At 40.0% G+C, this 21300-nt stretch carries 25 protein-coding genes and 2 riboswitches; of the genes, 14 read left to right on the top strand and 11 right to left on the bottom strand.

Features of this window, described 5'->3' with window-relative positions; translation table 11 throughout:
* Positions 1-6 precede the first annotated feature (6 nt).
* From ACFX4I_RS00765 to ACFX4I_RS00745, 5 genes are all read left to right on the top strand, one after another.
* On the top strand, positions 7-1071 hold the full coding sequence (locus ACFX4I_RS00765) for a sulfate/molybdate ABC transporter ATP-binding protein (protein WP_230302279.1): 1065 nt from the start codon (positions 7-9) through the stop codon (positions 1069-1071).
* Positions 1072-1595: 524 nt separating this feature from the next.
* Positions 1596-2999: a C40 family peptidase gene (locus ACFX4I_RS00760; RefSeq protein WP_377418384.1), complete on the top strand. Its 1404-nt coding sequence runs from the start codon at positions 1596-1598 to the stop codon at positions 2997-2999.
* A 210-nt stretch (positions 3000-3209) separates the two neighbouring features.
* Positions 3210-3650, top strand: a complete 441-nt coding sequence (locus tag ACFX4I_RS00755; protein ID WP_283933050.1) for a hypothetical protein — start codon at positions 3210-3212, stop codon at positions 3648-3650.
* Positions 3638-3937 carry a YxcD family protein gene (locus ACFX4I_RS00750; protein WP_098371236.1) on the top strand — a complete coding sequence of 100 codons (300 nt, stop codon included), beginning with the start codon at positions 3638-3640 and terminating at the stop codon, positions 3935-3937. Before ACFX4I_RS00755 ends, ACFX4I_RS00750 begins: the two co-directional genes overlap by 13 nt.
* Positions 3938-4157: 220 nt before the next feature.
* A complete protein-coding gene (locus ACFX4I_RS00745) occupies positions 4158-5132 on the top strand; it encodes an aldose 1-epimerase (RefSeq protein ID WP_309519211.1) in 975 nt (324 codons plus the stop codon).
* A gap of 40 nt (positions 5133-5172) precedes the next feature.
* On the opposite strand, the gene ACFX4I_RS00740 is transcribed toward ACFX4I_RS00745, so the two are convergent.
* A complete protein-coding gene (locus ACFX4I_RS00740) occupies positions 5173-6561 on the bottom strand; it encodes an amino acid permease (RefSeq protein ID WP_283932710.1) in 1389 nt (462 codons plus the stop codon).
* Positions 6562-7081: 520 nt separating this feature from the next.
* Between ACFX4I_RS00740 and ACFX4I_RS00735 the strand changes: the two genes are divergently transcribed.
* The 3 genes from ACFX4I_RS00735 (at position 7082) to ACFX4I_RS00725 (ending at position 8909) form a co-directional block, all read left to right on the top strand.
* Positions 7082-7249: a YezD family protein gene (locus tag ACFX4I_RS00735; RefSeq protein ID WP_230302283.1), complete on the top strand. Its 168-nt coding sequence runs from the start codon at positions 7082-7084 to the stop codon at positions 7247-7249.
* A gap of 169 nt (positions 7250-7418) precedes the next feature.
* Entirely contained in the window at positions 7419-8204 is a 786-nt protein-coding gene (locus tag ACFX4I_RS00730; RefSeq protein ID WP_377418381.1) for a serine hydrolase, read from the top strand.
* 90 nt (positions 8205-8294) lie between these two features.
* Positions 8295-8909 (top strand): YdcF family protein, encoded by a 615-nt coding sequence (locus ACFX4I_RS00725; protein WP_377418379.1) that lies wholly within the window; start codon positions 8295-8297, stop codon positions 8907-8909.
* A gap of 41 nt (positions 8910-8950) precedes the next feature.
* Here the strand turns inward: ACFX4I_RS00725 and ACFX4I_RS00720 are convergent, their stop codons facing one another.
* Positions 8951-9211, bottom strand: coding sequence for a hypothetical protein (locus tag ACFX4I_RS00720; RefSeq protein WP_377418376.1), 261 nt, complete (start codon positions 9209-9211; stop codon positions 8951-8953).
* A 300-nt stretch (positions 9212-9511) separates the two neighbouring features.
* On the opposite strand from ACFX4I_RS00720, the gene cspC reads away from it, so the two are divergent.
* The gene (gene cspC, locus ACFX4I_RS00715; protein ID WP_010331195.1) at positions 9512-9712 is read left to right on the top strand and encodes a cold shock protein CspC; all 201 of its coding nucleotides are present in this window, start codon (positions 9512-9514) and stop codon (positions 9710-9712) included.
* Positions 9713-9834: 122 nt separating this feature from the next.
* On the opposite strand, the gene ACFX4I_RS00710 is transcribed toward cspC, so the two are convergent.
* Positions 9835-10002, bottom strand: a complete 168-nt coding sequence (locus ACFX4I_RS00710; protein ID WP_179086028.1) for a hypothetical protein — start codon at positions 10000-10002, stop codon at positions 9835-9837.
* Between the two features lie 584 nt (positions 10003-10586).
* Between ACFX4I_RS00710 and ACFX4I_RS00705 the strand changes: the two genes are divergently transcribed.
* Positions 10587-10838, top strand: a complete 252-nt coding sequence (locus tag ACFX4I_RS00705; RefSeq protein ID WP_057278949.1) for a hypothetical protein — start codon at positions 10587-10589, stop codon at positions 10836-10838.
* A gap of 4 nt (positions 10839-10842) precedes the next feature.
* Here the strand turns inward: ACFX4I_RS00705 and ACFX4I_RS00700 are convergent, their stop codons facing one another.
* The gene (locus ACFX4I_RS00700) at positions 10843-11043 is read right to left on the bottom strand and encodes a hypothetical protein (RefSeq protein ID WP_377418373.1); all 201 of its coding nucleotides are present in this window, start codon (positions 11041-11043) and stop codon (positions 10843-10845) included.
* Between the two features lie 495 nt (positions 11044-11538).
* Here ACFX4I_RS00700 and ACFX4I_RS00695 point away from each other — a divergent pair, with 495 nt between their 5' ends.
* From ACFX4I_RS00695 to ACFX4I_RS00685, 3 genes are read left to right on the top strand one after another with little or no spacing between them, the layout of a single operon-like run.
* A complete protein-coding gene (locus tag ACFX4I_RS00695; protein WP_377418370.1) occupies positions 11539-11718 on the top strand; it encodes a recombinase family protein in 180 nt (59 codons plus the stop codon).
* On the top strand, positions 11715-11960 hold the full coding sequence (locus tag ACFX4I_RS00690; RefSeq protein WP_377418367.1) for a hypothetical protein: 246 nt from the start codon (positions 11715-11717) through the stop codon (positions 11958-11960). The genes ACFX4I_RS00695 and ACFX4I_RS00690 overlap by 4 nt, the downstream gene beginning before the upstream one ends.
* 23 nt (positions 11961-11983) lie before the next feature.
* Positions 11984-12727: a tyrosine-type recombinase/integrase gene (locus tag ACFX4I_RS00685; protein ID WP_377418364.1), complete on the top strand. Its 744-nt coding sequence runs from the start codon at positions 11984-11986 to the stop codon at positions 12725-12727.
* 60 nt (positions 12728-12787) lie between these two features.
* Here ACFX4I_RS00685 and ACFX4I_RS00680 read toward each other — a convergent pair whose 3' ends face one another.
* Entirely contained in the window at positions 12788-14020 is a 1233-nt protein-coding gene (locus ACFX4I_RS00680; protein ID WP_283933052.1) for an aminopeptidase, read from the bottom strand.
* Positions 14021-14379: 359 nt separating this feature from the next.
* Entirely contained in the window at positions 14380-15867 is a 1488-nt protein-coding gene (locus tag ACFX4I_RS00675; protein WP_230302290.1) for an aldehyde dehydrogenase family protein, read from the bottom strand.
* A 272-nt stretch (positions 15868-16139) separates the two neighbouring features.
* Here ACFX4I_RS00675 and ACFX4I_RS00670 point away from each other — a divergent pair, with 272 nt between their 5' ends.
* Positions 16140-17345, top strand: a complete 1206-nt coding sequence (locus ACFX4I_RS00670) for an MFS transporter (RefSeq protein WP_377418361.1) — start codon at positions 16140-16142, stop codon at positions 17343-17345.
* Positions 17346-17383: 38 nt separating this feature from the next.
* Here the strand turns inward: ACFX4I_RS00670 and thiE are convergent, their stop codons facing one another.
* From thiE to tenA, 5 genes are read right to left on the bottom strand one after another with little or no spacing between them, the layout of a single operon-like run.
* Entirely contained in the window at positions 17384-18016 is a 633-nt protein-coding gene (gene thiE / locus ACFX4I_RS00665; RefSeq protein WP_377418358.1) for a thiamine phosphate synthase, read from the bottom strand.
* A complete protein-coding gene (gene thiM / locus ACFX4I_RS00660) occupies positions 17997-18812 on the bottom strand; it encodes a hydroxyethylthiazole kinase (protein WP_230302293.1) in 816 nt (271 codons plus the stop codon). The genes thiE and thiM overlap by 20 nt, the downstream gene beginning before the upstream one ends.
* Position 18813: 1 nt before the next feature.
* Entirely contained in the window at positions 18814-19614 is an 801-nt protein-coding gene (thiD, locus tag ACFX4I_RS00655) for a bifunctional hydroxymethylpyrimidine kinase/phosphomethylpyrimidine kinase (RefSeq protein ID WP_377418355.1), read from the bottom strand.
* The gene (gene thiW / locus ACFX4I_RS00650; protein ID WP_063232144.1) at positions 19583-20104 is read right to left on the bottom strand and encodes an energy coupling factor transporter S component ThiW; all 522 of its coding nucleotides are present in this window, start codon (positions 20102-20104) and stop codon (positions 19583-19585) included. The genes thiD and thiW overlap by 32 nt, the downstream gene beginning before the upstream one ends.
* Positions 20105-20119: 15 nt before the next feature.
* Complete coding sequence (tenA, locus tag ACFX4I_RS00645) at positions 20120-20809, bottom strand: thiaminase II (protein WP_230302295.1); 690 nt, start codon at positions 20807-20809, stop codon at positions 20120-20122.
* Between the two features lie 88 nt (positions 20810-20897).
* A riboswitch (TPP riboswitch) is annotated at positions 20898-21003 on the bottom strand.
* Positions 21004-21161: 158 nt separating this feature from the next.
* A riboswitch (SAM riboswitch) is annotated at positions 21162-21266 on the top strand.
* The last annotated feature ends 34 nt before the right edge of the window (positions 21267-21300 follow it).

Raw genomic sequence — 21300 nt, 5'->3', positions numbered from 1 at the left:
AATGAAATGAGTATCATCATTGAAAATGTTACAAAATATTACGGGTCCTATCAAGCACTCCAAAACATCAATTTGGAAATAAAGAGCGGTGAACTCGTAGCCCTCCTTGGCCCTTCCGGATCGGGAAAAACGTCATTACTGCGTATCATCGCCGGTCTTGAACAAGCAGAGAACGGAAAGATCCTCTTCAATGAAGAGAATTATACGCATAAACATGTAAAAGATCGAAATGTGGGTTTCGTCTTTCAGCATTACGCCCTTTTTCGTAATATGACGATTTTTGATAACATCGCCTATGGATTAAAGGTCCGCCCTAGAAAAATAAGGCCCAGTAAAAAAGTTATTGAACAAAAAGTTACCGAATTGCTTCAGCTTGTCAAGTTGGAAGGATATAAAGATCGTTATCCATCCCAATTATCAGGCGGCCAGCGGCAGCGTGTCGCATTGGCAAGGGCCCTTGCGGTTGAACCGAATATCCTATTGCTTGATGAACCATTCGGGGCATTGGATGCAAAGGTTCGCAAAGAACTTAGGCGTTGGCTAAGAAGGCTTCATGACGAATTCAATGTTACGAGTGTGTTCGTGACGCATGATCAAGAAGAGGCGATGGATGTTGCCGATCGGGTCGTAATCATGAATGAAGGGAAAATTGAACAGATTGGAACTCCGGAAGAAGTATATGATCACCCTGAAAATCCCTTTGTTTATGATTTTCTCGGCAGTGTCAATCTATTGAAGGGCAACGTCCATAAAGGGAAATTGGTAACTGGGAATGTGGAAATGAATGCCCCGGACATTGAAGATGGAATGGGCACTGGTTATGTAAGGAATCATAACTTTATCATAGAAAGAGAACCATCGGAAAAGGACTCGATTGCATCCATCATTGACCATATCCATACAATTGGCCCCATCGTCCGGATAGAAGTCATTCGTCAGGATACAAACGAAGCGCTTGAAATCGAACTGACGAAAGAACAATATTTGAATCTGGGAATAAGCAAAGGGGAAAGGGTATATGTCCGACCAAAAGAATTGAGAGTTTTTGTCGACTTTAGGGCTGGGATTTAAGAATGGGTCGAATATTGACGGAAAAACCGCTAAGAGCGGTTTTTTTTAGTTTTTTTAATGGTGCTGACAGCAGGACCTTCCTGTACGAAAGGTAAATAAGCTGCAATCTGTTGTAAATGGGCTTTCTTGCATTCGGAAATGGTGAGTTTTTACCCGCCAATAGTCTATGGTCACATGGTGCTAAACACTAGATAAAAAGTCTTGCATCAAAATAAGAAGGATATTATGTAAGATATTGGATGTTTTATCACATGGAAAAGTCGAATTTTTATGGTTAATGTTAAAATTGAAATATAATTGTAATATTGTTATTACGCATTTGACAAAATCTGATGATATACTACGACTTAGATGAAAACATAGTAGAGTATAAGAAATGTATTTAATATTATCTCAACCTTAGAAGCTTACATAAAGAGTAAAAAAAATAGAGAAGAGTTCCCAGCAATTTATTTTGACTAAACATTTTTCATAGAGAAAAAGAAGTGGGTCGATGGAAATGCAAGGGGAGGAAAGCAGGGGAAATGAGTTTGAAGAAAAAACTTATCATATTGAACACGACAATTATGCTTGGATTAGGAAGCGCTTTTGCCATACCGTCTGTAAAAGCTGAATCTATCTCGGATATTCAATCACAACGTACAGGATTACAATCAGATATTTCAGAGGCAGAACAAGTTATTCAGGAATTGAAAAAAGAACAAACGAAAATGAATGCCCAAATTGCTCAGATCGAATCGGCAATGAAAGAAAATGACCAAAAAATCAAAGATACTAAACAAGAAATTAGAGACACCGAAAAAGACATAGACTCTTTAAAGAAAGAAATTAAAGCGTTGGAAGAAAGAATCGCAAAACGCGAGGAAGTCTTGAAAGAGCGCGCGCTTTCATTCCAAGAAAGCGGCGGGGACGTTGAGTACCTAGAAGTTGTTTTAGGTTCTAAAAGCTTTGGTGAATTCGTGAATCGTGTTGGAGCGGTAGCCACTATCGTGGAAGCTGACCAACAGATTCTTAGCGAGCAGGAAGCGGATAAAGCTGACTTAGAAAAAAAACAAGCGACCGTTGAGAAAAAATTGCAAAGCCTTAAGGATATGGAAGTAGAGCTTAAAGGCATGCAATCTCAAATTAAAGATCAAAAAGCTGAAACTGTCAATATGAAGGCTAAGATTGAAAAGAAAGAATCGGAAACAGAGGCCCTAAAACAATCTTTAGAAAATAAAGATGCCGGTTTAGAAGCGCAAATTGCGTCCATTCGTGAAAATATCAAAAAAGAAGAAGAACGTAAGGCATCAGAAAAAGCAGATCTTGACCGTGCTGCTGAAGAAGTGAATTCTTCAAATGCTTCTAGTGAAGAACCATCAAGCTCTTCTAGCGAAGAATCATCAAGTTCTTCTAAAGCTGAATCGTCAGCATCTGGTTCGTCTAAAGGTGAATCATTATCTAATTCATCTAATTCATCTAAAAACAGTTCTGCTGATAAACCTGCAGCAGCTAGCAAGCCTGAAGCCAGTAAAACTGAAACATCAAGCAAGCCGAGCAGTGCAAATACAGGCTCTGCCATTACAGCTGGTTATAAATATATCGGTAACTCCACATATAAATTTGGTGGCGGAAGAACGGCATCCGATATCGCTAACGGTCTTTTCGATTGTTCAGGATTCGTTGCATGGGCTTATAAACAAGCTGGTGTGAACCTTCCAGCAAGTACGGATGCATTGAAAAGTGCAGGACGTCAAGTATCTAGTAGTCAAAAACAACCTGGAGATTTAGTATTTTTCAATACCTATAAAACTGATGGGCATGTCGGTATTTATGTCGGCGGCGGCAAATTTATTGGTTCCCAAAGTTCAACAGGTGTTGCAATCGCCAATATGGAAAGCGGATATTGGGCAGATGTATTCAACGGCCGTGTCGTTCGTGTAAACTAATCGTTCTTTAAGTAAGCAGGGGAGTAAATGCCCTTGCTTATTTTTTTTTTTTTTTTTTTGAAAAAAATCGAAAAAAGTGAAACTTATTTTGAAATTAAACGTAAATACTATAAGATAAAACAAGGATAGGTGATGTGGACTTTCAGTTAATCTGGGAAAAGATATAATGAAACAACATTCCATACTATTAAACGGAGGCAAAAAAACATGATGAAAAAATTTATGGCTGCATTACTTACAATTACACTAGCATTCTCGCCAGTCGGCACTTATGTATTCCAAGATCATTCGGAGTCAGTCGATGCAAGGGGTTACAAGTCCGGAAAAAGAAGTTTTAACAGCAACAATAATAATAATAATAATTCGAATTTCCAAAATAAAGAAACGAAGAAGTCAGATGCCACTACTGCTAATAAAGCCAAGAGTGGAAATACATTCTCAAAAGGCGGCTTAATGAAAGGAATTATGCTAGGTGGACTGGCAGGTTTACTTTTTGGTAGCCTATTCGCAAATATGGGAGCCCTTGGTTCTATACTTGGTCTATTAATCAACGTGTTAGCGGTTGTTGTATTAATCGTTGTAATCCGTAAAATATTCACATATTTCAAAGATAAGAAGAAGAAAGAAGATACAAACCCATGGAGAGGCTAAAGATTTCCGAACAAGATATCATCAATGCTGTTTGTGTTTACATTGCCCGTAAAAAGCAGGTACAACCCAATGAGGTAGAAGTGGAGTTAATGTTTGATGATGATTATGGCTTTTCGGCGGAAGCGTTCGTCGATGGCCGGAAACAAGTGTTAATTACCATCAACTTGATAGAAGCGCTTCGCTTATGGCTGGATGAATATATGAATAAAGATCCATACTCGGGTATTGAACTTGTATTGGATGATGAAGAAGGCATAGTGGCTTTAGTAAGTGAAAGTAATAGATAAGTAAAAAAGGATGCCGTAACGGCATCCTTTTTTTATTTAATAAGGCCTAAGTCGATCTGTGCGGAGGATAAAAGAGAAAGAAAAATAGTAAAGCGAACTAAGCAAAATCCTAGATTACCAACACTTTTATTAAACTCAGAAATATATATTTTCCATTTGTTGCAAAAAATGGTCCGTGGAAGTAGGATGGATATATGTTCAAGTCAAAGGAGGAGAAAAAGTGAAAGGTTATATTGAAGATATCACTTTTTTAAATGAAAAGGCCATAAAGTTCGGCAATGAAAAAGTGGAAGCGATACTTGCGCCATCTTTAGGAAGCAATCTGCTTTCGTTGAAGTACAAGCATAAGGATATTGAGTTGCTGCGTACTCCGGATAGTGTGGAAGAGTATAAAAAAGCTCCCATTTTATACGGAATGCCAATCCTGTTTCCTCCTAATCGAATTGAAGATGGTCAATTTACATATAAGGGGACTGTGTATAAGTTTCCAATCAATGAAATGAAAAAATCCAATCATATTCATGGTTTTTTGCATGACAAGCCGTGGCAAGTCTGCAAAAAGGAAGTGAACGGGAAAGCAATCGTCATTAATACTGAATTTTCAAGCAGCGATTTTGATCTAAAAGGTAGCTTTCCACAAGATATCACTGTGAATATGTCTTTCTCTTTAAAGGCAGAAACATTGGAAATACAATTGGAAATCACCAACAAGGGCATTGAACCCTTTCCGTGGGGAGCAGGTTATCATACAGTATTCAATTTTCCATTTGGACCAGGGAGTAAATTGGAGGATTGCAGAATATCTCTTCCTGTCAATAAACATTGGGAGTTGAATGAAAGGTCATTGCCCACAGGTGCAATTCATGAAACGGCCAATACGTTGGAAATCCAAAACGGTATTAGCTTGGACGGCCGGCTATTTGATGATCTATTTGGCTATGATGAGGAAAGGGTGCTGGAAAATGAGTGCATACTCACTGACCAAGAGGCTGGCATACAGGTCATCTATCATGGCGATCAACATTTTAAGTTTTGGGTATTGTTCAACCAGGAGGGGTTCGTCTGTCCTGAACCATATACATGGGTAACGAATGCTCCTAATTTGGATTTGTCTGCAAAAATGACTGGATTAAGGGAGTTATGCTCTGGGGAAACGGTTCAGCTGAAAACTAGATTGATTATGAAAGATATATAAAAAAACACCTTGGCATTTATGGATGCCAAGGTGTTTAAGGTTATGCTTTTTTTCTCATCCATAGTGGGTATAGGACGATTCCGAATACATATAAGGCTATGCCAAGTATGAATGTATTCATATCAGCTGTACCTGTCTTGATGACCCAGATCGAGTAAATTAACGCCAGGATGGTGATGATGCCATCACGTACCCTCGAGCCCTTCATGATGTCATAGGTTTCCCCAGTCATGACTAGTTTCAATTGATACAGAACCGAAGCAAGATACGGGATCAAGTAAGCGAGTGTAGCGACGATCATCGAGAATTTATAAGCTTCCAAAATCGTACCCGAAATAGTGGAGAATAAGAATATCTGTGTCATGATATTTGTTATTGTCATAGAACGGACGGGTGTGCCATTTTTGTTCTCTTTCGCAAAATAGGCCGGAAACAGGTCCGATTTCGCTGCCTGATAAGGAACCTCTGATGCAACGACAATCCACCCGATTGTAGATCCCAATAAGGAAATGACGGCAAGAGCAGCCATTAAATACGTACCGCTTGAACCAACTACAGTTTGCAGTGCGTCAACAAGCGGTTTTTGTGATATTTTCAAATCGTCTTGTGATATGGCACCCATCGTCAATAAAGTAATGCCGATATAAATGGAAACAGCGATAAGTAAACCAAGAATCGTCGCTTTCTTTACATCATTTTGTGACTTGGCGCGGTTTGAAAGCATGACGGCAGCTTCAATACCGATGAAGGCCCATAATGTTGAAATTGCAGCAGCGTTCACTTGATCACCTAAAGAGATTGCAGATCCCGCCTTATCATAAAATTCAGCTCCGTTCCCTAGATTGGAAGTATCGAAGATGAATATAGTGATAATGATGAAAAATAAGAATCCAAGCACTTTGGTAACCGTAGCAAAAAGATTCATTTTCCCAGCACTGTTAAAACTTCTTACCAAGATTGCCTGAATCCCCCAAAGGGCAACGGAACATACCGCAAACGTTAATGCTTTACCCAGTTCAAGTTGAAACGAACCGGCTGTATAAATCACTTTCGCACTATGCATTACCGGGAAAAACGTTGATAGGTAACCAGCAAATGAAATGATGACAGAAGCTGTCGCAGCCCAATTCGCAGCCCAATAACCCCAAGCCATGCTATATCCTGAAACCCTTCCTTTAGCAGGGGATTTAAATAATGATTGAGCATAACTTTGCGGTCCAGCTTTCAAATCCGGCTTCCGGACTGCCAGGTTACCAAACACCAAAGCTATTAGAAAGACTCCCAGTCCAGTAACGATCCATGCCAATGTAGCCCCTAATGGACTGGATACCTGTGCTAATTGAGCAGGGAGCATGAAAATTCCGCCGCCGACCATATTCCCAATAACGAATGTGGTCAAAATCAATAAACCCCATTTTTTATTTACCATTTATATCGAACCTTTCTTAAATACAGTGTGTGTTTATACCGACAACTTATACTAAAATAGTATATCTCAAATAGTTTAGTTTGGTAAAGTGGTAAATAAGTAAAATGTAAAACGCAGACTAATCAGAAAATTATAATTCATATTGACAAAACGAGGGAATTGGATTATATTAGTAAATACCAAGTTAGTTGGTAAGAATAATGCGGTTTTTGCTTTGAATCGTATTTTTCTATAATGTATGCAACTCCCGAATATTGCCGATTAGTCAACTAAAGGCACCCTTACATCTACTTCTGTTAGATGGCGGGTGCCTTTTATTTTTTATAGTGAGGGGAGGGGAATGTGGAGTTCCTATTAACTGGTTATTCTTATACGGAAAGTAATGATGAGGATATGATAGGTAAACCAAGTTCCTCAAGAAAACATGGAAAGCGGGAAGCGTACGTGTGCTTTTCGTGCGAACGCTTTAAACATTAGGCATGAAACGAAGCTTTATTACCAGTAGTGAAGGGGAGATATTATGGAAAAGAAAGAAGAATTGAAAATCAGGCATATCATTTCAAGCTTGGAAGATCTGCAATATGGCTCCGTGATAATAACCATACATGATGGTGAAATCACACAGGTGGATACAACCGAGAAGAAACGATTCCCATTAGGGAAGGGCAGGGCAGTTAAATCTAGATGAATAATAGTTATTAACGGGGCTTTCGATATGAAGGCTCTTTTTTATACAAAAAATTATTCAATTGGAATTTAGAAGAAGATTGTACTGCTTTTAACATGGTAGAATAAGTTAGGGTATAAGGGAGTTTTTATAGGGTTTAAATGATATTTAAGGGAGGAACAGGGAACAGATGACCTTACAAACTATAGAACATGATATCTTGGCATTAATTGAAACATTTAATGGAAAAATCGCATATAAAATTGAAAATGGCCATGGGGACACGATTGGATACCACGAGAGTGAATCCTTTCAATCAGCGAGTCTTATCAAAATACCGATGATCATCGAAGGTTATCGCCAAAGCGAACAAAAGAAAATCTATTTGAATCAACCAGTGACCATCCCGCCTAATGAAGTGACAGGGGGATCTGGAGTCCTGCATGTCTTATCGAATAAGGTATTTTTAACTGTAGAAGATTTATTGACATTGATGATAACTGTTTCTGACAATACATCCACGAACATGATGATGAACCTGCTGGGATTTGAGGAAATTAATCAATGCATCAAGGAACTTGGTTTGAAAAATACTGTCCTTGAACGAAAAATGCAGGATTTTAAGGCATTAAAAGAAGGGCGCGACAATACCATATCGGCGGAAGATACGATTACCTGCTTGAAAGCGATACATACAGGAAACTTTTTAACGAAAGAAAGCCAGGAAAAAATCTTGTGTGTATTTGACAATCAGCAATTAAGGGATAAACTTCCATCACTGATGGGCAAAGGGGTCAAGGTCGCAAGCAAAACGGGCGGAATTCGTGGAGTTGCCCATGATTGTGCAATCATTCGTTCAGAAACACAAACAGTTTATGCTGCAGTTCTTACTGAAGATATGAAATCAGAGGAAGAAAGCCGTCAAGTAATCAGTAAAATTGGAAAATTGATATATGATGATATGGTCGCAGAATAAACTTCCAGTTTGAATATTTTTGGAAGAGCGGAAAGTCTTTCATGATTTCACGCTCTTCGATCTTGGCTATAGAGGGGTAAGTGGGAGAGAATGTTAAATGAAAGGAAAATGAAGCGGGGAAAAACCTTGAAAAGTGCGATGAAATTAGGTGTAATGAGTGTTGTTATATTATTGGGGTATTTTGGATTTTTACACTTGAAAATTCAAGAAAGCATTCACCAGCAAATTCCCGAAAATGCCGATTACCTCATTATTCTTGGAGCAAGGGTCAAAGGTTCGGTTCCATCATTATCCTTACAATACCGGATTGATAAAGCTGCAGAATATTTAACGGCCAATAAGCATACAGTGGCCATTGTATCTGGCGGCAAAGGAGCGGGGGAAAATATTTCGGAAGCGAAAGCAATGCAACAGGGGCTAATCGCCCAGGGAATTGAAGAAGCACGCATCATGATGGAAGACAAATCTACAACAACTTACGAAAATATTGTTTTCTCTAAAGAGCTCATTCCTGATACAGCAGCTTCAGGATTGGTCGTAAGCAATGACTTTCATATCTACCGGTCAGTTGAAATAGCAAAAAAAGAAGGCTTGGACATCAAGGGAATGCCGGCAAAGACGCCAAAAGTATCACTATTGAAATCATATACCCGTGAATATCTTGCTATTACCAAATACTATTTGACAGAGTTGATTGGGAGGTAACATCCATTCGATTTCTCCGAAAGATGGGGAGGGTGCTTTCATTATTCGACTTCCACGACAACGTTAGGAACTTCCCAAAAATCTTTCTCTTGATAAAGCTCCTTAAGTGTCTTATAAACGGGATAACCGGTATAGGAAATCTCGACTTTTTCGTCAGCATCCACTTCTTCCACATCTATATCATCAACAAAACCAAGTTGATCATCGATTTCCATTAAATAAAATCCGAGTGCCTCATACCCGCTATAGGCTACAATAACCTTACTGTCAAACCCGCTATTAGATACCTTATAATATTTCATGATTGACCTCCTTGTTGTAAATTCTATAAGTAAAATGGTGCTGTTTCCTATACTCTGATATACCCGTTAATCAATATCTGAATCATTCAATTGGATAAATAAAGAAAATGAAGGAAATAGGAAAGTAAAAAAGAATGTGAAACCCGTATTAATAAAAATATTTCTAGAAATTTGCTATCTTGATGATTTCATGTTAATCTAATAAAGAATTGTTTTTGATTGTGGAAGAGAATACTGATTATTTTCCAAATGATTGAAAATAGTAATACAATGTGTGTTATGCACTAGGAGGCAACAACAATGGAACAAGGTACAGTTAAATGGTTTAATGCAGAAAAAGGTTTTGGATTTATCGAACGTGAAAACGGAGACGACGTATTCGTACATTTCTCAGCTATCCAAAGCGAAGGCTTCAAATCTTTAGACGAAGGTCAAAAAGTAACTTTCGACGTTGAGCAAGGTGCTCGTGGAGCTCAAGCTGCTAACGTTCAAAAAGCTTAATTTTAAAATTAAATCGTAACCGATATGAACAGACTTCCCAATGGGGAGTCTGTTTTTTATTGTTATAAAAAAAAGCAAAAAAAATCCCACTCTGAGCTGAGTAGGGTTTTAGTGACGTGTCATTAAGCTTTTTTTAATTCTTCTTCAAAGAAAAAAGTAGTTGGATGTTCTTTAACAGTGTAAGAATATCTCTTCATGTTTTTTACATATGCCCATTTATTAATGGTTACTGATTCATTAGTATCCTGAATAGTTACTGTTTCACCAGTATTATACTTATTGCTTCTCAATTTAGCCACCCTCTTTACTAATAGTATAACATATTTGCGAATGAAAGATGTGTTCAAGATATTCCAATGATATATTAGGTTTGAAAAATCAGGCTATGCATACGGAACTGGCCCAATTATTTTGGCTGGACAAAAGCTAAAAGCCTGATGGTGATTTTAACGGTGCATAAAAAAACAGCCACATGTTCCTAAGTAATACAGGAATCACGTGGCTATGAATTAGAGGTTTTCAAGATTATCAGCCATTAAAACAATATCAGTTGTTTCCATTGCTGTATCTGTTCCAGCTCCCCCATTGCAATCCCCAAATCAGCAAATAGTCACTTATAGGTCGAACTCCCAAACTTCATTCGTAGTTAAGCTTAACCCGTATGCGCGATGATTTGTGCTGTCGTTTCAACAACTTGGCAGTTTCAAGGTGATTTTGGATTTCCAATCGCTCGTTTCCTTTTGAATAAGTAGCTGCGATTTTTCTTGAACATAAGATAATAGATTTGCCTCTTTTTAGTATAGCGTGACAAAAGAATGAACCAAGCTGTCTGAAATTGCATTTAATATATTAACAATGAAAAGAGGTGAATTATATGTCTGATTCTGGTTCTAGATCTGTTGATGTAGTTACGATTCTTTGGGAAAGAGCTACGTTAATACCTTTAGCTCAGCGTACAATTGTACAAGCTACAACGATTGGAAGTGCTGCTCCTTGTGCTAACAATTTAGATCCTGGTGATTCCTACAGAGCTGCTGTACGTTGTTTACTTCGAAATAGATTTGTACAAGTATTGAACCTTGACTTCGGGCGAACCGGAGTTGCCGTGTTCATCCGTTTATTCTAGGATATTAATTGGGGGACAAAGTATTTTTGGAATAAAAATACTTTGTCTTTTTATATATACATAAAACCCACCAGTCATCCTGTGCATCTGTATTCCCTCCAACTAAGTCTATAAATCGGTTGATTTTAGGTCTATCTTGTCCCCATGTCCTGTTCTTTTCATCGGTGTTCTCTCTAAACAATTCAACTGCTTCTTGTATCTTCAACGCCCTCTCACTCTCCTATGTGTGACCCTTTCTAATAAACGTATAGTCTATTCTCTGTATTAACATATTATTCCACTTAAAACCTGAAGCATATTGGTTTTCATATTGAAGTAGTAACTGCCCCGTTAGCTTAAGTACATTCTTTCACCACAATCCATATAACTTACATTAACAACACGCTGCCGCTACCGTGTTGTAGATACTGTCCACACAGTGCCCGCAGATGCTCATTAATGCTTGTAATGGCATATTAAGTGATTTCTTTTTCAGCACCATAGGAGTTAGGATTGAATATGAGGTCAATATGTAAGCCTGCTGTTATATTGGGTGATAATAGGTGAAAGAGAAACCACGCTCATCCACAAACAAGAACTCGGTAAATGTTCGACACGAAACAACTTTTAGATGTATTTTAGTGCTGTAAAGTGATAAAACAAATAATGAAACCCTAATGTTGTTCGACAATGATTATCGATAACAAAGGTGTAACCTAATATGTTAGATTTTGCAAGAGAAGGAGATACAATCTATGTTGCAGACTTCTCAAGATTAGCACGATCTACAAAAGACTTGTTAGAACTAGTCGAACTATTAGAATCAAAAGGAGTTCAATTAGTATCCATTAAAGAGAATATTGATACCTCGACCGCAACTGGTAGATTGATGTTAAGATGATTAGTGCAATTAATGATTTTGAACGTGAAAATATGCTTGAAAGACAACGTGAAGGCATTGCTATAGCTAAAGCAGCAGGAAAGTACAAAGGACGAAAAGAAGTATCGATTCCAGACTTCGACAAGCCATATCAAAGATATATCATTCGAGAACTATCGATGTCTCAGCTTGCAAAGGAAATAGGTGTATCAAGACCAACACTAGACAAATTAATTAAAGAGCATCAACAGGTGACTATTTAAAGGGACTTCCTGAAAGGGTAACTATGACGATTAAGAAAATTATTGATATGTTGAAGGTTGTTTTTAGAAAGGCTGTTAGTTTAAAGCTGGTAAACGAAAATCCAGTATTAAATGTGACTTTGCCAAAGAGAAATAATCTTGAAATGATTGCTGGGGATACTGAACAGGTTGAGTATTTCATACAACATTCAAAGAAGCATCGATTTTATACAGTCTATTTAATTGCGTTATTAACTGGTATGAGAAAAGGTGAAATAACTGGATTGCGTTGGAAGGATATTGATTTTGAACAAAAAATCATTTACATCAAACAAATCTATGATATAAACGCAAATCAGTTCAAAGTTGGGGCTAAAACGATTGCTGGTGTCCGTTCGATTCATATCCCTGACGTGTTGATAGAGCAGTTGAGGAGAGAAAGAAAGATTGTAATTGAACATAAGCTTAAGCAAGGTCAAAACTTCAATGATTATGATTTAGTTGTTTGTACTCGCTACGGTAATCCGCTCGATTCTGCAACTCTTTCCAAACGACTTAAAGCCCAAGCGATAAAGCTACTAGGGTTACCTACAATCCGTTTTCATGATTTAAGACATACACATGTCACCATGCTAATCAAACAAAATGTGAATGTAAAAGTCATTTCGGAGAGGGTGGGACATACATCCATTCAAATTACGTTAGACAAGTATAGCCACGTGCTTCCTAGTATGCAGAAACACGTGGCTGATGAGCTAGATAATTTGTTTAAATCTAAAGAAATGTGACCATTTTTGTGACCACTCAAGGTTTTAAACCTTCAAAACCCCTCCATATCAACGCTTTACTTAAAATGCCCAATCCCCATTACGGAAGACAGGTTCTGAAGTTCCGTCCTGCTTGATGCCGTCGATGTTCATTTTCTCTGATCCAATCATGAAATCGACATGTGTAAGGCTTTCATTCAGTCCATTTTCTGCAAGCTCTTCTGGACTCATGTTTTTTCCGCCTTCAATACAGAAAGCATAGGAGCTGCCGATAGCGAGATGGTTTGATGCATTTTCATCGAAAAGTGTGTTGAAGAATAGAACATTCGATTGGGAAATCGGTGAGTTGAATGGAACAAGTGCCACTTCACCAAGATAGTGTGAACCTTCATCCGTTTCCACCAATTGTTTTAGGATTTCTTCCCCTTCCTCTGCTTTTACTTCAATGATCCGTCCTTCCTTAAAGGTCACGGAAAAATTATTAATGATGTTGCCGCCATAACTAAGGGGTTTCGTACTGGAAACCGTACCGTTAACACCTGTTTTCAATGGAACCGTAAACACTTCTTCGGTAGGCATGTTAGCCATGAATTCATGACCTTGTACGTTGACGCTTCCTGCTCCGACCCATAGGTGTTTGTCGGGTAACTCGATTGTCAGGTCGGTTCCGGGAGCTGTGTAATGCAATTTTTGGTAATGCTTGTCATTTAAATAATCAACCTTTTCATGCAGGGTATCATCGTGTTTTTTCCAGGCCTCCACAGGATCCTTCACATCAACACGAACTGCTTTGAAAATGGCTTCCCATAGCAGATCAACGCGTTTTCCTTCTGTCTCTTCAGGGAATACTTTATCAGCCCAAGCCTTTGAAGGGACGGCAACGATGGACCAGCTTACTTTATCGGATTGCATATACTGACGCCACTTCTTCAGTGCAGTCCCGGATGCTTTTTGGAAGTTGGCAATCCTTTCAGGCTTTACGCCTTTCAATAAGTCGGGGCTGGAGGAAATGACGGATAGATAAGCAGCCCCGTTTTCTGCAAGTTCGATCGTTTCTTCTGCACGCCACTTTGGATACTCGTGGAACACCTCATCCGGAGCCAGTTCATATTTAGTGCGTGAAACGATATCGTCATTCCAATTAACGATGACATTGCGCGCACCGTTCTCATAAGCCTTTTTTACAATGAGACGCACAAGGTCAGCACCCTCTAATGTTGTGTTTACGACAAGGGTTTGATCTTGTTGGATGTTTACGCCGACTTTTACGGCAAGTTCTGCATATTTTTCTAAATTCGTTTGAAAATCACTCATCATTTAAAACTCCTTTTCCATTTTCTACATTTATAATTGTACTTAATTGTCATATAAAAAAGAAACTTTTTACATCGTTTGTGAAAACTTATAGTTATTAGACGAAGGAGTTCATTATAACCGGCAAGGAGATGAAATCAGTTTAGGTTCATTCACTTTAGCACAAACCCCGCCATCATTATCGTATGAACCCAGCTCAAGCAGCAGCCGGTTTGCCTATCTTGCATTCTACCAAAATTATAAAAGGAAAGACTATTGAAAAGGTTTGAATAGTTGAATAATTTAATTATTGGGAAAGTGAACATTGGACTGAAAGAAAGAGGGCCTCTTTGAGACCCTCTTCCTTAATAGTCAAAAAATCACTTACCCAAATTAATCCAGACACTTTTCACTTCAGAATAGTTGTCCAGTGCATAAGATCCCATTTCACGTCCGATTCCGGATTGTTTGTAACCGCCGAACGGGGAAGCTGCGTCGAACGCGTTATAACAGTTCACCCATACAGTACCTGCACGGAGTTTTCCTGCAACATAATGGGCATTGGCTATATCGCTTGTCCATAAGCCGGCAGCCAATCCATATTCACTGGCATTTGCACGGTTAATGACATCATCCAAATCCTCGAATGGCATTGCAGCTATGACCGGCCCGAAAATCTCTTCTTTGGCTATCGTCATATCCTCTTCGACACCAGCGAATATAGTAGGAGAAACGAAGTAGCCTTGTTCACCCGGTTTATTTCCGCCGACAAGAACTTCCGCACCCTCGTTTTTCCCTTTTTCAATATAGCCCATTACCCGATTTTGCTGCTCCTGGGAAACAAGCGGTCCAATCTGTGTACTTGGATCTAATCCTGCCCCTTGTTTGATGTTTTTTGCATGGCTTGCCATATCGGCAACAACATTATCATAATGTTTCTTTTGGATATAAACCCTTGAACCGGCACAGCATACCTGTCCTTGGTTAAACATGACCCCATTCAAAGCTCCGGGGATGGCTTTTGAGAAATCCGCATCAGGCAGGATGATGTTTGGCGATTTCCCTCCAAGTTCCAATGTGACCCGTTTCAATGAATATGAAGCGGAGCGCATGATCAATTTTCCAACTTCGGTCGAACCGGTAAATGCAATTTTATTTACTTGCGGATGGTCGACAAGTGCTTGTCCAGCGGTTTCACCAAAACCGGGAACGATATTGACGACCCCATCAGGGAAACCGGCTTCAGCCAATAATTCAGCCAGGTAAAGCGCGGAAAGCGGAGTTTGTTCAGCAGGCTTTAATATGACCGTACAACCTGTAGCAAGTGCCGCTCCCAGTTTCCACATCGCCATAAGAAGCGGAAAGTTCCATGGGATGATTTGGCCGACAACACCAACAGCCTCGTGTTTTGTGTAGTTAAAGTAATTTCCGCTTACTGGAATGGTCTGTCCAACAATCTTGGTGGACCAGCCAGCAAAATATCTCATATGTTCTATAGCTAAAGGAATGTCGGCATTGGTAGTTTCACTGATTGGTTTACCATTATCCAACGTTTCCAATTGAGCAAGTTCAGTTTTATTTTCTTCCATTAAATCGGCAAGTTTATACATTAGCCTACTGCGTGAAGCTGCGCTCATTCTTGACCATGGCCCCTCATCGAATGCTTTGCGTGCAGCCTTGACGGCTAAGTCGATATCTTCTTTATCAGCTTCATAAACATCGGCAAGTTTTTGTCCTGTAGCAGGATTAGGAGTGGAGAAGGTTTTTTTTGAAGCACTTTCTACAAACTGACCATTAATATAGAGCTTTTTTGGTCCTGTTAAAAATTTTTGCAGCTTTCCACTTACTTCTAACGTTAGATTTGTCATAATTACCCTCCTGAATAAAATGATTATCTTGGGCAAAACATGATGACTTATTGTTAACGCTATGATTTATGCCAATTTTTATGATAAATGAAAAAAAAGGAATATTCAATCTATATCATTCGACAGAATATACAAGATTTCTTCATCATAAAAAGAAAAGAAGTAATAATTTGTCATGACATGTGTAAATACTATGGCAAAAATGAAAGTTAATAGTTAAAATGAATAAGGATAAAATAACAAGAAGGTCTAAAGTTCTTCAGGAGGAATATATGGGAAATGATGCGAAAATGATATCGCAACGTAAGTTACTAGGTGTTGCGGGTCTTGGATGGATGTTCGATGCACTTGATGTCGGTATGCTTTCCTTCATTATTGTTGCTTTGAAACAGGAATGGAACTTAACCAGTGAGCAGGTTGGCTGGATTGGGAGCATAAACTCAATAGGAATGGCTGTTGGAGCTGTATTCTTTGGTGCGATGGCCGACAGGGTCGGACGGAAGAATGTCTTTATCATTACATTATTATTGTTTTCAATCGCAAGTGGCCTGTCTGCAGCAGTCAGTACACTCAGCTTGTTCTTGATATTGCGATTTTTAATTGGAATGGGACTTGGAGGAGAACTTCCGGTTGCCTCGACATTGGTCTCTGAAAGTGTTGAAGCAAGTAAAAGGGGAAGGGTTGTCGTCCTTCTTGAAAGTTTTTGGGCGGTTGGCTGGATTTTGGCAGCACTCATATCCTATTTCATCATTCCGGCTTATGGTTGGCGTGTTGCATTGTTATTGAGCGCAGTTCCAGCTTTATATGCGCTGTATCTGCGCTTGAAACTGCCGGATTCACCAAAGTATACGGAACTAGAAAAAAAGCAGAGACCGTCTGTATTAAGCAATATGAAAAGTGTCTGGAAAAAGGAATACTCCCGTCAGACCCTTGTATTGTGGATTCTATGGTTTTGCGTGGTCTTTTCTTATTATGGGATGTTTTTATGGCTGCCAAGTGTGATGGTCCTAAAAGGCTTCAGCATGATTCAAAGCTTTGAATATGTTTTGATCATGACGCTTGCACAGCTTCCGGGCTATTTTTCAGCTGCATGGCTGATAGAGAAGATGGGACGTAAATTCGTTTTGATCACATACTTAATTGGAACGGCCGTCAGTGCCTTTTTCTTTGGATCGTCAGAGGGGCTGGCATTGCTGATAGTTTCCGGGATGTTCCTATCTTTCTTCAACCTGGGGGCATGGGGTGCACTATATGCATATACACCTGAGCAGTATCCAACAGCAGTTCGTGGTACAGGTGCTGGGTTAGCTGCAGGAATCGGGAGGATTGGCGGTGTCCTGGGACCGTTGCTTGTAGGGTATCTAGTTGCCGCAGACACCCCGATTTCATCGATTTTCACCATTTTTACAATCGCTATTCTAGTGGGTGCCATTGCCGTAGCTTTTGGGAAGGAAACAAAGAATACCGTTTTGACATAAACAAAAGGAAGGGGACTGTAATCAGTCCCCTCTCTTCATTAATTAAAGTCTTTTATGATTTTTAAAAGGGATTCGGAGGCTCTCTTCGGACTATCTGCATTCATGATGGCCGATACGACTGCGGTACCGGATAGCCCGCTATCAGCAAGAGTGGAAATGTTATCTGCAGTGATACCCCCGATGGCTACGGCGGGAATGGATACGCTGCGGCAAATTTCCTCCAGATCCTCAATGGCCATTAGGGTTGCATCTTGTTTGGTCTTTGTAGGGAAAACGGAACCGACTCCGATATAGTCTGCTCCATTTCTTTCGGCTTCGAGAGCTTCTTCAAGAGTGGAGACAGATACACCGACAATCATATCTTCAGGAACCATTTGTTTGACGACAGTCAGTGGAAGGTCATCTTGCCCAATATGAATTCCGTCCGCTGCAACCGCAAGTGCTATATCCACCCGGTCGTTGATGATAAGGGGAATGGACAGCTCGTTCAATAACTGTTTTAATGCAGCAGCTTTTTTATAAAAGGAAAGGGAGGAATTGTTTTTCTCTCTAAGTTGTACGATCGAGACTCCTCCTGAAACCGATTCTGCAATGATTTTGGTCAATTCTTCTAATGCTATGGACTCTTCCGTAACTAAATACAGGCTTAAATCAATTTGGGACTTCTTCATTTATTTTCACCTCATGCATCCAGATTTCCTTATCCATTCTTGATATTGCATCGATTAATCGCACACGAAAGGTTCCTGTTCCTTCATCTTTTTGAAGGTTTGCAGCAGCTAGTTCCCCTGATATGCTCATGGTTGAGATACCGGCAATGGCCGCAGAATAGAAATCGTCGGTGACTCCTGAAAAAGTGCCGATAAGAGCGGTGGACATGCAACCGGTACCTGTAACATTAGTTAAAAGGAGGTTCCCATTGTCGATGATGGATGTATATTTTCCATCGCTGACCGCATCCTTAGCTCCGCTGACCACGACGATACTATTCCATTTATTTGCTGCTTGTGCAGCCAGCTCTGCATTGCTAATCGCTAGTTCCCCCGAATCCACCCCGCGTGTAACGGTATCCCCACCCATCAATGAAAGGATCTCACTCGCATTCCCGCGAATGATTTGGAAAGTAACCTTACTAAGGAGCTCTTTGGCCTGCTCTGTACGATAGGGGGTGGCGCCAACTCCCACCGGGTCCAAAATGACCGGGATATCCAGGGTATTTGCCGTCTTACCGGCAATCTCCATTGCTTCCAAGGCTTTATCATCGATGGTACCGAAATTCAGGACCAATGCATCTGCTAATTTGACCATATCCGCCACTTCTCTTGGGCTCGATGTCATTACTGGTGAACCACCGATGGCAAGGGTGGCATTTGCACAGTCGTTGACCGTAACAAAGTTGGTGATTTGGTGAATGAGTGGTTTTCTTTCTTTTACCTTCACGAATAAATCGGCTGCAGAAACCTTCATATTAATTCACTCCGTTCTTTTTTGAAAATGAATGAAAATGATGGACAGGTCCATGACCTTTACCGATTGAAAAGCTATTGCGTATCGCTTCAGAAATATAGGTCTTGGCCAGTTCGATCGACTCTTGCAATGGCAGCCCATTTGCCAGGTTTGATGTAATGGCGGATGATAGGGTACAGCCCGTGCCATGAGTGTTTTTTGTATGAATGCGCTCTCCCTCGATCCATTGGAAGTCAGTCCCATCATAAAAAAGATCATTTGGATTTCCTGCTGCATGGCCTCCTTTAAGTAAAACGGCTTTTGGACCCATTTCTTGTATTGAAATGCATGCCTTGTAGAAATCTTGTTCCGTTCGAATCGACAAGCCAGTAAGTACTTCCCCTTCCGGTACATTTGGGGTTACAAGTGTTGCAAGCGGAAGCAAATCCATTTTTAAGGCAGAGACAGCCTTTTCGTCGAGCAAATGGTGGCCACTTTTGGAAATCATGACAGGGTCAAGGATAACGATGGCAGGCATGAAGGTTTTAAGGGACGCAGCGACTGTTTCCACGATTTCCTTTGATCCAAGCATTCCTATTTTTACTGCATCGACAGGAATATCCTCAAAGATAGCTGCAATTTGATCTGATATGATAGCTGTTTCAATTGGCTGTACTGAACGGACTTCCATTGTATTTTGTGCGGTTACGGCTGTGATGGCAGACATTCCAAAGACACCATGTGCAGAAAATGTTTTTAAATCCGCCTGTATTCCAGCGCCGCCCCCTGAATCAGAGCCTGCGATGGTTAATGCTGTTTTCATAAAAAAACCCCTTCATATAATTATTTTTTAGAAGTATTTTTAGTAATATGAAAGCTAAAATCGCACCAGCGAATGAACTGAGCATAAAAGCCGGTAAAAAACCAAAAAGAGCAGCTTTTTCTCCCAATAGGAGGATGGCAAGTGGATAACAGGCTAGGGAACCGAGAATGCCGGTACCGATCACTTCCCCTAAACAGGCGAATTTTAAGCTTTGTGTTTTTCGATAAAGGATGGCAGCCAAAAGTGCACCGATCATGCTGCCGGGAAAGGCGAAAATTGAACCGGTACCAGACATGTTTCTAATGATGGAAACTAAAAAAGCTTGTGTCACAGCATAAGCTGGCCCCAATAGAACGGCCGTCAGGACATTTGCCAGATGCTGAATAGGAAAGACCTTTGCAAATCCTGCTGGGATGAAAATAAATGAACTGGTCAGCGTCGTTATAGCCGTGATCATGGCAGTCAACGTCAGTTTCTTGATAGGATTCATCATCATGTCGACGACCTACAGCGGCCAATCCTGCTCATTTTGAACCATATCCCAGAATAAATATTCATATCGGGAAGTAACCAAAAAGTGCTTTTCTAATCTAAGAAGTTCCGTTTCTGGCATGCCTTCCGTCAATTCTTCCAACAAAGCGATCAGCCATTTGTGTGCTTCCCCGAATTCAGGAGATGAATAGGACCTTATCCAATCTGCGTAGCGATTGTTTTCCAATGCTGCTCCATTTTGTTCTTTTAATAGCAAACCGATTTCATAATAATCCCAAGCGCAGGGCAGGAGACAGGCGATCAAGTCTGCCAAAGTCCCGTGCTGAGCTGCATTTAGCATGTAACCTGTATAGGCTAGAGTGGTTGGAGTAGGTTCTGTATCTTCCAATTCCTTGGAACTGATTCCGAATTCGGAAGCATAATGCCGATGAATATCCATTTCCACTTGAAGGGTTTCATTTAAAATACTCGCAAACTTTGCCATGGTTTCGATGTTATGAGCTTTGATGACACCTAAAGCAAAGAGCTTGGAATAATCCATAAGATAGATATAGTCCTGCTTCAGGTAATAGGCAAATTTCTTTTCAGGAAGCGTACCATTTCCAATTGCCTGGACAAAGGGATGTGAATGGTTCCTTTTCCAAATCTCTTTTGACCGTGCATGTAGTCTATCACTGAATGTTTCTAATTTAGTATTCTCCATTGTTCATCCTCCTATAGAATGGATCCCTTGTTAATGAAAAACCCCGTTCCTGAATACGGAACGGGGTAGATGGATATAGTCTGTAAATGGACGATATCATCCACTTCCCTCCGCCGGTATGAGCCGGTTCAGGTTCAAAGGGTCCGGAACTAATTCCATCTCAGTCTTAAAAAAAGACTCCCCTAGTGGTGTGAATTGTATGTAATTACTGACATCATATCAGAAAGACAAGAAAATGCAACCCGTATTTGAAAGAGGGACCATTTTATGTCCAGGAAAAAAGGGAGAAGCAGGTAATTGACTTTTGATGGTTATTAGGATAAAATCATTTCTACATCATTTATATATCGATTTCTTATCCAGAGAGGTGGAGGGACTTGGCCCAAAGAAACCTCGGCAGCGGACCCGTTTTGGGAACTGTGCTAAATCCAACAAGCATATGCTTGGAAGATAGGAAGAGCCGTACGGACACTGTCAGCCTCTTCTTGAAT

Origin of the sequence: Peribacillus sp. YIM B13472, from assembly GCF_042788005.1 — a bacterium.
GTDB lineage: Bacteria > Bacillota > Bacilli > Bacillales > DSM-1321 > Peribacillus > Peribacillus simplex_E.
The sequence above is the reverse complement of the archived record's forward strand: the minus strand, read 5'-3'. Positions and strand labels throughout refer to the sequence as shown.